The organism is Pseudanabaena sp. UWO311 (assembly GCF_006937785.1).
GTDB lineage: Bacteria > Cyanobacteriota > Cyanobacteriia > Pseudanabaenales > Pseudanabaenaceae > Pseudanabaena.
The window spans coordinates 1-12,231 of sequence record NZ_SJEE01000018.1 but is presented as its reverse complement, the minus strand read 5'-3'; the positions used below and the strand labels follow the sequence as shown (position 1 = coordinate 12,231).

Below are 12,231 nucleotides of genomic sequence, written 5' to 3'. Positions count from 1 at the left end.
ACCAATTTTGGTATGTTCTGTTCTGTAAGAGCTGAACATACCAAAATTGGTTTTGATGAACGTCTACGTGGGCAGACTTTCATCAAAACCAATTTTTATAATGAGAATTGTGGGAATATTGCTTTTTGAAATTCGTAACCCTAGTCAGTCCAATTAAAATTAAATGAAAATTGCTTTAGTCCATGACTATCTTACGCAACGTGGTGGTGCTGAAAGGGTATTTGAACTTTTGTGCAAACATTTCCCAGATGCGGATCTGTATACTTCTGTTCATGATCGCCAAAATACCATTGATTTAGGTGATCGCCTAGTTCACACTACATTTTTACAAAATATTCCTGCAACTCGTAAATACTTTCGTCTGTTTGCGCCATTTTATTACAGTGCATTTAACGCACTTGATCTTCAGAAATATGATTTGATTCTTAGTAGTAGTGCGAGCTTTGCTAAAGGAGTACAAAAGCGCTCTGATGCAGTGCATATTTGCTTTTGCCACAACATTACCCGGTTCCTTTGGGACACTAATACTTACTTGAGAGAATATGGTGCATACAGCTTTTTAAAGCCTCTAATTGAGACAGTCTTTCAGAGAATGCGAAAACAAGATATCTTTTATGCGCAATCACCAGATTATTACATCGCTAATTCCACCACAGTTGCCAAACGAATTCGAGAAACCTACAAAAAAGATGCTGTAGTTGTAAACTATCCCATCGATGACTGTAGATTTACCTTTTCAGATCAAAAAGATGATTACTGTCTTGTCTCCTCGCGACATCTTAGTTACAAACGTCTTGATATAATTGTCGAAGCATTTAATAGCCTAGATCTACCTCTCCTAATTACAGGAGTAGGCCCTGAAACGAAACAATTACAGGCAAGAGCGCGTCCCAATATTCAATTTCTTGGTCATGTTAGCGATCGCGATCGGTGCAATCTCATGTCAAAGGCAAAATTTGTAATTGTTGCGGCTTTAGAAGATTATGGGCTTGTGCCTATTGAAGCCAATGCCAGCGGTACACCTGTAATTGCTTATGGCGCTGGTGGTGTCATGGACACGCAAATATCAGAGCTAACAGGTATTTTGTTTGAACAACAAACTGCGGAGTCATTAAAAAATGCCATAATCAAAGCACAAAAAGTAGATTGGGACTACGCCAAAATCCGAGAACATGCAATCTCTAACTTTTCCGAGTTGGTATTCTTCAAAAAAGTTGATCAGATCGTAGAGGGAATCTGTATCAGCAGAGGGATAAAGAAATAACTTAACTAAAAAAGAAGAGTTTTTATTACTGGAACTATTAAGAAGTGAAACCCTATGAATATCAATGCTGCTAATCAAACAGCTCCAGTTCTCGCTGAGCAAGATCCAGGTTATGGGAAAATTTTTGCAGTTCTCTCCCGTAGACGTTTTTGGCTTTTGGGCGGCATAAGTTTGGGGCTAGTAATTGCCGTTTCTATAAACATTATCTCTAAGCCCAAATACACCAGCTCCATGCGCCTATTGGTTGAATCAACTTATAAGACTGACACCAAAGCAGCTGGAACTTCATCCTTAAATCTTGACTCAAATGTCCAGATTGACTATGCAACTCAACTACAGTTGTTGAAAAGCTCTGCATTATTTCAAAAAGCTGCTACTTTACTAAACGATAAATATCCAGGTATTACTGGTACGGATCTGCAAACCTTAAAAATTGGTATGCTGGGAGAAAAACAAGAGCCAACCAAAATTATTGAAATCCTTTACACTGACTTAGATCCTCTAAAAACTAGAGAGGTTTTAAGAGCTTTTCAAAAAGTGTACACCGACTACAACCGCGAACAACAAGAAAAGCGTTTACAGAAAGGCTTAGCAGGTATAGATGAGCAAGTAGATAATGTACGTAAAAGCATCTCTGAAGTTTCTGAATCAATCGAATCATTTCGTAGCAAGAACAATCTGTTTGATGTGACACAGCGAGTAACCGAAGTTACAGCAGCACTGAATGGGATTGATCAACAAAAACGCACTGCTAAATTAGAACTTGATCAAGCTGTCACTCGACTAGAATCTCTGCAACAAAACCTTAACTTGTCTTCACAGGATGCAATATTACTTACCCGTTTGAATCAGTCGCCACGATATCAAGCACTCGTCCTAGAAATGCAAGGTATAGAAGTTGCATTAAATCGCGAAAAAGCTAGATTTCAATCTGCTAGTCCTATTGTTGAAGCCCTTGAGCTACGTTTTAGTCAGCAGCAGAATAGTCTTGAAGAGGAAAGAAGAAGTATTTTAGGAGATACTAATTTATCAAATTATCCTAAATGGAATACTGATCAGCTCAGTAGTATTGATATAACTCTAGCAAACCAGATTGCAGAAACCCAAACTCAGATTACTTTATCGCAATCTCGACTTGATTCTTTGGGATCTCAAGAACAAGTTTTAAAAGCTGAAATTAAGCGTTTACCTAAATTACTTGGTGAATATGAGTCCTTAATACCTAAATTGAAAGTTCAGCAAGACACATTGCAAACATTACTCAAAAATCGTCAAGATCTAAGCCTTGAAATTTCTCGTGGTGGCTTTGATTGGCAAGTTGTTGAGGAACCTAGTCTGGGTTCTACTGATGCTGCTGAGTCACTCCGCCGCAACCTATTGCTAGGTGTGGTAGCAGGACTCTTTATTGGTGGTATGGCTGCTTTTTTTAGGGATATGCAAGACGATACGATGCATACTTATAATGATTTGGAGCAGCAAATAGCTTCTTTATCCCTACTGGGCATGACTCCCGAATATTTGCAGGCTGAAGAATCTAGCTCTGGCTTCATGCCACAGTTTCTTAAAGGTCAATCTGTTTCGCCGCTTACTGTGGAGATTGTCCAGTGGTTACCTTTTCGAGAGGGGCTAGATGTAATTTATAAAAATATTCAGCTTAATAGTTTTTCTAAAGAAATAAGTGTCCGATCGCTAGTAATTACCTCAGCTCTTCCTGGTGAGGGTAAATCCACTATTGCTCTTGGGCTTGCCACTAGTGCTGCACGTTTGCACAAACGTGTCTTACTAATTGACGCAGACATGCGATCGCCTTCTTTACATAAGAAACTTAATTTACCTAATGAACGAGGTCTATCAACATTACTTTCTAGTAAAGGTACTGTAGATAGCCAAGATGTGATCCAATCATCCAACTCAGCTATTGATATTCTTACGGCTGGTCCAATTCCTAGTGATTCAGTGACTTTGCTTAGTTCTGAATGGATGCAAAAGTTGATCACCAGTTTTGAGCAGGATTATGACCTTGTAATTATTGACTCGCCTCCAATTCTCGGCACAGTCGATACAATTCAAATAGCCTCTTGCTGTGGTGGTGTGGTTTCAGTGGCTCGTATTGATCGGATTACTCGCGGTGAATTTTCTCAATCTATCTCTATTCTCCAAAAGCTAAATTTAATCGGGGTGATTGCTAATGCAGTTAAAGATTTACCCCATAGTTACAACCCAGTTGGTATTGGTGATGAGGATCTCTTAAAAGTTTAAGACTTAAATCCCAAAAGATACAATCTGCTCGAATCATTTCCCTGCATGGGTTTTAAAAGCACAAAATGGCTACGCCATTTTGTGCTTTGTTATTAAGCAGTTTTATTTCTATATTCATCTTCATCTATAGCTATCGCCAAGTGTACTAGGACATAAAACCCAAGAATTAGTTGGCGCGGAGAGCCGCCAACCAATTTTTGGGTTTTGATTTTTCTAAGGAAAGGGACTGCTTCGCAGGGGCAGTCTCTTTCCGTTTAGGATTGCTATTGCTAATTCTCAAAATGCTAGCCTTTGCTTTGAGTGATAGCTGTTTGTTTGAGAACTCTAGAAAATGTAACCCTCGAATATAACTTTTATATAACTTTTGGTATGACCTTTTGCTAACTTCTAGTAGTTGCTATGTAAATAGAATTGACAGATAAGTATGTATATTAAAAAACAGTGTATGCCTTAAAAGTTAACAACGAAAAATTCGGTTATTCGTTGTTAAAATCAAATTCTTGAGATCTAAGCTCAGTAGGTTGATATTGCAAAGACCTAGAAGTAATAGAGAGGGAAGAAATGACTAGTTTTATTGTAAGTAAAGTGCAAATAAAAGAACTGGCTGATCACCCCAAATTAATTTCTTATATGTCTGATTTAACGTTCAAATTTAAGCAAATCAAAATCTCTATAGATTTATATACACTTTTGAGTATATATAAATCTACTATGATTAATCAAAGATCTGTTGAGAATAGCCAGTCTACAGTTAAATTAATTAGGGTTGAACCTGACTTTGGAGAAGCTGAACTTAAGAATTTAGCTGATGTCTGTTTTAGATCTGAGAAAGCTGTATTTTTGAATTTGCCTCATGCAGATGAACTACCACAAAGCAATAATCCAATTACTTGGAATATAAAACGAGCTTTGGATTGGTTAGCGGCTTTTGCAATTCTCTTAATTCTTAGTCCCGTTATGATTTCACTAGCTGCGATTATTGCAAGTAGCTCAAGTGGTTCAATATTTTTTCATCAATGGCGTATTGGAGAAAGTGGCAAATTATTTAGAATCATTAAATTTCGTACCATGATTACCGATGCTGATAAATTGCATCATCTGGTGATGAGTGGTCAAACTGGACTTCATAAGTGTGAAGATGATCCAAGGATTACTAATGTTGGTCGTTGGATGCGTAAGTATAGTCTTGATGAACTTCCTCAACTATTCAATGTTTTGCGTGGAGAGATGAGTCTCGTAGGACCACGTCCTTGGGCTTTGTATGATGCTTTGCGTATTAATGGCGATCGCAAAAGAAGACTAAATTCATTACCAGGCGTAACAGGGGCTTGGCAAGTTAGCGCTCGTTCAACAATGCTTGATTTAGATGCTGTTACTGATTGCGACTTAAATTATCTTCGTAACTGGTCTTTGTGGTCAGATTTAAAAATTTTGTTAATGACCGTTCCTAAGGTTTTGTCTGGATTTGGAGCTTACTAAAGTTTTTGTTTTTTAAGATTATGAATTGAGTGAAAGATATCAACAGATTTTCGAAACATATGATTTCTGTCAATTCTGTTATCAAGTTTGCCCATATTTATGTGGGCTTTTCTAACCCAAACAACAAGGGTGCGCCGCAAATCGGCGCACCCTTGTTGTTTAGTTTGGATGTAGTCGAGGATGCATCATTGATGGAATCTCTAAATTGCCAAGTAAGTGTGTTGCAATGATTGCCTGAGCTTTTTTTTGGGTAACTCGCCAGTAATAAACATTATCTGGTAACACGACAACTATTGGCCCAGAGCCACATAGTCCTAGACATCCACAAGCTTCTACACTTACATTTGCAATTTTTAGCTGTTGAAATGTTGTCAAAACTTTAGCCGCACCATCTTTTGTACAGGTGCGATGTTGACAAACAAGAACTTGACGGATGGGGAAACTATCCAAGGTAGCGGCAGTTTTTTGGTATAGGTCAAGAGTATTGCCAAGCAATACTCTTAGTCTTCTTAAATTTTAGCGCACGACTAAAACTGGTGAAGCACAATGGTGTACAACATAATCACTGACACTACCTAGCATCAGCCGCTCAACTGACCCCAATCCTCGCGATCCCACTATTACTAAATCGGGGCTTTCCTCTTTTGCCACGTAGCAAATTACATCACGAGGTTGACCTGTTTCTAACCTAGTACGACTATCCACCTGGGCAGCTTGACAAGTGTCTTGAGCTTTTTGGAGCAAGGCTTGACCTGCGCTCAAAATTTTACGCTCTAGCTCAATGTCAGGAAGTCCACGCCAACCAACCCAATCACCAGTGGGCAGCATGACTTCAGGGATATAGCTGCTAAGTGGTTCAACAACTGTCAGCAAAACAATTTCGGCTTTTAGAGGATTAGCAAAGGTCAAGGCTTTCGCAAGCGCATTTTCGCTAGCTTGAGAGCCATCAATAGGAACTAAGAATTTCATATGGTTACCGTAATATAGAACTTATATTGTCTGTAATGCATCTGTAATGCTTGGTAAGTAATGCATTCTTTGCATATATAGCGATCGCCAATTTTAATTTTCAAGATTTGGTTAACCTAGCGCGTTTATTTGCAATAAATGATATGTGTAACTGCAATAAACCGAGAAAACTCAAATTTGCAAATATCTATATAACTAATTACAGACCCAAATATACTGAAGTTAATAAACAAGTTGTAAATCTTTGCTGTAGTTCATTTCTTGTAATATTCCATGACACGCGATATTCGTATTGGTTTTGCTAACTCTGTGGGTAATACGCCCCTGATTAAAATTGAGTCTCTTTCAGAAGCAACGGGCTGCACTATTTTAGGAAAAGCTGAATTTCTGAATCCAGGTGGTAGCGTTAAGGATCGGGCAGCTTTGTTTATGGTGTTAGAGGCTGAAAAAGCGGGAACACTCAAAGCTGGCGGCACAATTGTGGAAGGGACGGCAGGTAATACTGGCATTGGACTAGCTCTTGTTGCTAATGCGCGAGGTTATCGTAGTGTGATTGTGATGCCCAGCAATCAATCGCAAGAGAAAATTGATTTGCTCAAGACTTTGGGTGCTCAAGTTGAGCTAACTAATCCTGCTCCTTTCTCTAGTCCTGATAATTACTATCATGTTGCCCGAAAACGCGCAGAAGAAGTTGAAAATGCTTTCTGGGCAAATCAGTTTGAGAATTTGTCTAATTCTGACGCGCATTACTATGCGACTGCTCCTGAAATTTGGAGTCAGACTGACGGCGATCTAGACGGGATTGTCATGTCCTCTGGCACAGGTGGCACGATCGGTGGTGTGACAGCTTACCTTAAAGAACAAAATTCTGCGATCGCAACTTATTTAATTGACCCGACTGGTTCAGGGCTGTATAGCTATATGACGACGGGTGAATTTAAGGCTGAGGGTAATTCAATTACAGAAGGTATTGGCATTAACAGAGCAACAGCAAATTTTAATCGAGCTAGATTAGATGGAGCTTTTCAAGGAACTGACCAGCAAGTAATTGAGATGTCACAATATTTGCTAAAGCACGATGGCTTGTTTGTTGGTAGTTCGGCAGCACTAAACGTAGTTGGAGCTGTAAAGCTAGCACGTAAACTTGGTAAAGGTCACACGATCGCGACAATTCTCTGTGATGGTGGCGGTCGATATCAGAGCCGAATGTATAACCCAGAATGGTTAGCAGAAAAAGGTCTAACTCCAATGTCTAAAGGCTTGGAATTTATGGATGACTAATTTGATGACTGAATTAACTGCTAAAAAGTATCGATGTATTGGTGTTGGTGTGGTCTGGGATCGCGATCGCCGTCGTATCTTAATCGATCGCCGTTTACCTGAGGGTGAGCTGGCAGGATATTGGGAGTTTCCTGGTGGCAAGATTGATGGACATGAAACTGCGGCGGAATGCATCAAGCGTGAGTTGCAAGAAGAACTAGCGATCGATGTTGAAGTTGGCGATCATTTGATTACAGTCGATTTTGAATATGAAACTCTGCGGGTAAGTCTGATTGTGCATCACTGTACTCACCTGTCAGGTGAACCGCAGATGATCGCCTGTTCAGAAATTTGCTGGGTAACAGTTGACGAATTAGACCACTATCAATTGCCAGCCGCCAATTACCAAATTGTCCAAGCTTTAAAGGAAAATAGCTCGTCAAATTTTTGTCGCTAGTTTCGCAAAGTAACTAAGGGACTTGCGACTTTATAAAATACCAAATATAAAACCAGAACCAGTGGGGTGGCGGAGCCACCCCACTGATTCTGGGGAATCTGGATTGGTATCTTATTTTCTTGCAAGTAACAGCAAAAATTTGTCTTTTACTAATGGAGAAAATATTTACTGATGGAAGAAGTCAGTGCAGAACAGCTAGCATCGCAGCTATATCAAGAAGGGGTGAGTAACTTTGAGAATGGTAACTACCAGCAGTCGATCGCACTGCTTGAACGCGCTCGTGCTTTAGCTGTTTTAGAAACTACTTTGGGCGGCGAAATTCTCGTATGGCTAGCTAATGCCTATGATGCAGTTGGTAAAACAGAAGAAGCAGTTGCTATATGTCGCAGTCTCAAAAAACACCCAGTTAATAGTGTGCGAAAGTCAGCGCGTTATATGTTGGGGATTTTGACCGCACCGCAATTGAGTAAGCTCGAAGGTGTTGTCTCTGAAGTGCCGATTTTACAGTCACCTGACACCTATCAATCTAAACCTGTCGCTAGAAGTAAAAGTTCAGAAGAGCAAAAGCCATTTCGTGAGGTTTCCCTTGAAAAACCAAATACCAATAGCTCTAACAATTTTTTGTGGGTGGCGATCGCAAGTTCCCTCTTACTTTTAGCTATTTGGGCAGCAAAATAGCTAAAAAACCCTATTTTTGTGTTTCCAGCGCCAAAGGTGCTGGAAACACAAAAATAGGGCTCAAAATGAGAATTGTAGAGGTTTAAGTGCTGTAAACATCAAACTCAAAAATGAATGGTATGCTAGCTTATACTTTTGTTAAGTTACTTAAAGCAAAGTTCAAACTTATAGTGATTTGCGAGCAATAGAACCACAAGATTTTTGTTGCAAGTGCTGCATAGCAGCACTTGCAACAAAAATCTTGGTTCTAGTTTCAGCGCAAGATGTTGTAAACGAGTAAATTTCAACTATTTCTGGGAGTAAATGGCGTGATGAGGCGAGCGATCCCCGCACAATGGATTAATTTAGGAATGCACCTAGTTTCAATGGTGTTTGGTCTATTTGGCTTAATTTTTGTGCTGCCAAATACCGAGTTTATTGAAAGCTTATCCGAGGCTGGCTTGCAGGTCTTTTCATGGGGAATGCAAAATGGCGGCGCATCCTACATGATTTTTGGCGCGATCGCCGCATTTCTTTACGGTAAGCAAACCATCGGGCTTAAGCGGACTCTTGCATTTTGCATTCCTGCGATCGGATTGTCGGTAAGTAGCGAGTTATTAGGAACTAGTACTGGGTTTCCTTTTGGTGCTTATGCCTATCTGAGTGGGTTAGGTTACAAAATCGCTGACTTAGTTCCATTTACAATCCCCTTGTCATGGTTCTACATGGGGTTTTCCGCTTTTCTCGTGTCTGCAACTTTGATGCGCTTCGGTACAGGTTGGGGCTATCGAATTGCCGCGATCGCACTTGGAGCTTTGATGCTGACATCATGGGACTTTGTACTTGATCCTGCCATGAGCCAGACCCCATATCCTTTTTGGGAATGGCATCAAGCAGGCGAATTTTATGGAATGCCTTACCAAAACTTTTTTGGTTGGTTTGGAACTGGCTCATTATTTATGACCGTTGCCTCACTAATTTGGGGCAAAGATAATCAACCAATTCTCAACCGCCAGCAAATCATTTTCCCAGCGATTATGTATGCAGGCAACTTTATGTTTGCGTTGATCCTAAGTTTTAATGCAGGGTTTTATGTGCCAGCATTACTAGGTATTGTTGTTGGCGCTTTGCCACTTGTTGTGCTTTATCTGACTACGCCTAATGGTAAAGATGACAATACGATCACTAACTCTGCTGCAAATATGCCAGTAGTAGCCGTAGATGCTTCTAAAGTAGAAACGATCGCGACTCGTTAAAGCAAATAAAAAAGGGGAGGCGCGAAGCGCCTCCCCTTTTTTATTTGCCCTGTAGAGATTTTAACTCACGCAAAATTACCATCAAACCTTTGTTTTGATGATCGATTTGTTCTGAGATTTTTTCCATGCGCTGAGTCAACGCATTGATCGCATTGTCTTGATGATCAATCCGAGTATTTAAATCATTAAATCGTGCCACAACTTCGCGCTGAATCAAGTTCTCGATCCCCTGTACTAGCAAAGTCTCAGTCGCGGTGAGGCGATTTATGATTGTTTGCAGGCTAGGTTCTTCGGTACGCGGCATCTGTCTTGCAGGCGCAGGAGCACTACTGCGGGCGGTTGCTGCGGAAACTGGTTGTTGAGCAGGCTCAGGGGGCAAAAAGTTTTGAATGCGGGCAACTAATACATCGGCTTCAAAGGGCTTTTCGAGGAAGTCAAATTCAGTGAATGGCTCGGGAACATGCTCGGTGACCTGCTCTTTGAGTCCCGAAATCATGATCACAGGAACTTTTTGTAATCCTTCAACACGGCGAATTGCTTGTAAGGTCTGATAGCCATTGTATTTGGGCATCACGAAATCAAGCAAAATTAGGTCAGGAAAAGCTCGGCGAGCAGCATCTAAACCTGATTTGCCATCACTTGCTTCTAAGACATCATACTTGCCCGCTAAAATGCTTTTAACCATTTTACGGATCATGATGCTGTCGTCAATTACCAGTACTTTCTTTGCAGTCATGGATTTGAAGAATCCGCCCCAAATAGCTATTATGCGAGACCATCATATTACATCACAAAACTTGGTTGGTTGAAATATTTTCTGATCCAGCAATTTTATCGCCTGCGTCGCTGAAAACACCAAAATTGTTTTCATAAAGTAATTACAGGTCAAACGAACCACAAAGAAATTTTTGAGAGTGTTGCAAAGCAACACTCTCAAAAATTTCTTTGGTTTGGATTTGGACGCAAAGAGCTGTTATAGCAACGTAAGAGATAGCTAAGACAAATCAAAACCCAAATAAGTAAAGGCGGCACGAAGTGCCGCCTTTACTTATTTGGGTTTTATGTCCTAAGCAAACCTTACATTGCTATATTTAAGAATTACTGTTTCTGGAACAGTACAAGATGAGCGCGATCGCGTTAAACTTAAAAGACCCATTTTCTTTCGGTTTTATGGCAAAACGATACACTATTGACTCATCGCAAATTATTCGTCGTGTCGAAGAACTGATAAGTGCTTCTTCCAATCGTTATCGCATTACTGTGCAAGTTGCGAACCGAGCCAAACTCAGACGCTATGAAGATGATGACTATGACGATCGCATGATGAAGCCAATTTTACGCGCCATTCTGGAAATGTCTGACGAAATTTCCCAGCCTGAAATTCTGAGCGACTGAAAGCCCTAGAGTTGGCGGTGCTTAGCACCGTCAACTTTGCTAAGTACTATGCTAAATTTCGCATCTCAAGATACATCTAAGCAGTTGTTAAGCGGTGAAGGTTGGCGGATTGGTCTGCGATCGGATGTAGATTTGTATAAGGGGTTGGTGGGGACAGACAGTTGGGCGATCGAGCTAACTGAACGTGAGTTTAAAGATTTTTGTAAGCTAGCATCACAACTTGCCGAGACGATGCAGATTATGGCAGCCGAGCTATCGGACTGCGAAAAAATTTGTTGTACATTGGAAACTGAAGATATAAGCCTTGAAGTGAATGGGTTTCCCCATGCTTTTACTTTACATTTACAATTATTGACTGAGCGAAGTTTTGAAGGTTTTTGGGATGCAGCGGCTGTACCTCTTTTAATCACGGCGATCGCAAATCTCGTTGGCTAATCATCACAGCTAGGAGTTGAAGAAATGACCATTGTTGTTATTGAAAAAACTACGCCTGAATCAGAAGCAAAGCAAAAGCTCACCTTAGAGCAGTTTTTGGACTTACCCGACCTTGATGGGAGTTATGAACTATTTGAAGGAGATTGCATAAAAAAAATGTCACCAAAGTTTTTTCATTCTTCTTTAACAACTGTGTTTTGGGTCGAGCTTTCGGCATGGTGTGATGGACGTGGGCGAGTGAGGGTCGAGTGGTCGGTAGTCCTCAAACGACGAGGACAAGATTGGGTTCCTGTACCTGATTTGCTATATGTTTCTCATGATCGCCTTGCTGCAGATTGGCGTGAGGATGCTCCTTGTCCTGTATTGCCTGAGTTGGTGATTGAGATTGTATCGCCCGAACAGACTTTTAATCAGTTAGCCCAGAAAGCGATGGACTATTTGAATGCTGGAGTTGATCGAGTGTGGGTAGTTTATCCACCGATGCGAAGTCTGACCGTGTTTTTTGTCGATCGCCCACCTGAGACTTATCGCCGAGATCGAATATTAACAGATGAGATATTTCCTGATTTGGCAGTGACATCAGAGCAGTTTTTTGTGAAGGCAGGAATTTAGACCGCTTAGTGATTAAAACCAAAAGAGAGTGGCGGTGCTTTTCACCCCCCCCCTCTTTTTGCTGTCTCTTTTTAACATCTCCCAGCCCACCAGACTAAAGCGAAAATCGTATTCCGTCTTCTTCTTTAAAAAAAAAAAACTACCGTAAGGAAGGAACTCAAGGGGACTTTCTTTTCTACACAACTAAT

The 12,231-nt window shown here is 40.6% G+C and carries 13 protein-coding genes; 10 read left to right on the top strand and 3 right to left on the bottom strand.

From position 1 onward, the window contains the following. Nucleotides 1-163: 163 nt before the first annotated feature. The 3 genes from PseudUWO311_RS14525 to hepC all read left to right on the top strand — a co-directional run bounded on the left by PseudUWO311_RS14525 (nucleotide 164) and on the right by hepC (nucleotide 5,002). Nucleotides 164-1,264, top strand: coding sequence for a glycosyltransferase (locus tag PseudUWO311_RS14525; RefSeq protein WP_142655979.1), 1,101 nt, complete (start codon nucleotides 164-166; stop codon nucleotides 1,262-1,264). Nucleotides 1,265-1,318: 54 nt separating this feature from the next. After that, complete coding sequence (locus PseudUWO311_RS14520; protein WP_142655978.1) at nucleotides 1,319-3,523, top strand: GumC family protein; 2,205 nt, start codon at nucleotides 1,319-1,321, stop codon at nucleotides 3,521-3,523. Nucleotides 3,524-4,084: 561 nt separating this feature from the next. Further along, nucleotides 4,085-5,002 carry a heterocyst development glycosyltransferase HepC gene (hepC, locus tag PseudUWO311_RS14515; protein ID WP_142655977.1) on the top strand — a complete coding sequence of 306 codons (918 nt, stop codon included), beginning with the start codon at nucleotides 4,085-4,087 and terminating at the stop codon, nucleotides 5,000-5,002. 159 nt (nucleotides 5,003-5,161) lie between these two features. Here the strand turns inward: hepC and PseudUWO311_RS14510 are convergent, their stop codons facing one another. Continuing rightward, a complete protein-coding gene (locus PseudUWO311_RS14510; protein ID WP_223807585.1) occupies nucleotides 5,162-5,497 on the bottom strand; it encodes a (2Fe-2S) ferredoxin domain-containing protein in 336 nt (111 codons plus the stop codon). Nucleotides 5,498-5,518: 21 nt separating this feature from the next. Continuing rightward, entirely contained in the window at nucleotides 5,519-5,971 is a 453-nt protein-coding gene (locus PseudUWO311_RS14505; RefSeq protein ID WP_142655976.1) for a universal stress protein, read from the bottom strand. A 273-nt stretch (nucleotides 5,972-6,244) separates the two neighbouring features. Here PseudUWO311_RS14505 and PseudUWO311_RS14500 point away from each other — a divergent pair, with 273 nt between their 5' ends. The 4 genes from PseudUWO311_RS14500 to cruF all read left to right on the top strand — a co-directional run bounded on the left by PseudUWO311_RS14500 (nucleotide 6,245) and on the right by cruF (nucleotide 9,601). Then, the gene (locus PseudUWO311_RS14500; protein WP_142655975.1) at nucleotides 6,245-7,252 is read left to right on the top strand and encodes a cysteine synthase A; all 1,008 of its coding nucleotides are present in this window, start codon (nucleotides 6,245-6,247) and stop codon (nucleotides 7,250-7,252) included. Further along, the gene (gene mutT / locus PseudUWO311_RS14495) at nucleotides 7,245-7,688 is read left to right on the top strand and encodes an 8-oxo-dGTP diphosphatase MutT (RefSeq protein ID WP_142655974.1); all 444 of its coding nucleotides are present in this window, start codon (nucleotides 7,245-7,247) and stop codon (nucleotides 7,686-7,688) included. Before PseudUWO311_RS14500 ends, mutT begins: the two co-directional genes overlap by 8 nt. Nucleotides 7,689-7,859: 171 nt before the next feature. Further along, nucleotides 7,860-8,366 (top strand): hypothetical protein, encoded by a 507-nt coding sequence (locus PseudUWO311_RS14490; RefSeq protein WP_142655973.1) that lies wholly within the window; start codon nucleotides 7,860-7,862, stop codon nucleotides 8,364-8,366. 311 nt (nucleotides 8,367-8,677) lie between these two features. Continuing rightward, nucleotides 8,678-9,601 (top strand): gamma-carotene 1'-hydroxylase CruF, encoded by a 924-nt coding sequence (gene cruF, locus PseudUWO311_RS14485; RefSeq protein ID WP_142655972.1) that lies wholly within the window; start codon nucleotides 8,678-8,680, stop codon nucleotides 9,599-9,601. 40 nt (nucleotides 9,602-9,641) lie between these two features. Here cruF and PseudUWO311_RS14480 read toward each other — a convergent pair whose 3' ends face one another. After that, the gene (locus tag PseudUWO311_RS14480; protein ID WP_142655971.1) at nucleotides 9,642-10,337 is read right to left on the bottom strand and encodes a PleD family two-component system response regulator; all 696 of its coding nucleotides are present in this window, start codon (nucleotides 10,335-10,337) and stop codon (nucleotides 9,642-9,644) included. 434 nt (nucleotides 10,338-10,771) lie between these two features. Between PseudUWO311_RS14480 and PseudUWO311_RS14475 the strand changes: the two genes are divergently transcribed. From PseudUWO311_RS14475 to PseudUWO311_RS14465, 3 genes are read left to right on the top strand one after another with little or no spacing between them, the layout of a single operon-like run. Next, the gene (locus PseudUWO311_RS14475; protein ID WP_142655970.1) at nucleotides 10,772-10,996 is read left to right on the top strand and encodes a DNA-directed RNA polymerase subunit omega; all 225 of its coding nucleotides are present in this window, start codon (nucleotides 10,772-10,774) and stop codon (nucleotides 10,994-10,996) included. A 48-nt stretch (nucleotides 10,997-11,044) separates the two neighbouring features. Continuing rightward, entirely contained in the window at nucleotides 11,045-11,431 is a 387-nt protein-coding gene (locus PseudUWO311_RS14470) for a DUF1818 family protein (protein WP_142655969.1), read from the top strand. Between the two features lie 24 nt (nucleotides 11,432-11,455). Beyond that, on the top strand, nucleotides 11,456-12,043 hold the full coding sequence (locus PseudUWO311_RS14465) for a Uma2 family endonuclease (protein WP_142655968.1): 588 nt from the start codon (nucleotides 11,456-11,458) through the stop codon (nucleotides 12,041-12,043). Nucleotides 12,044-12,231 lie beyond the last annotated feature (188 nt).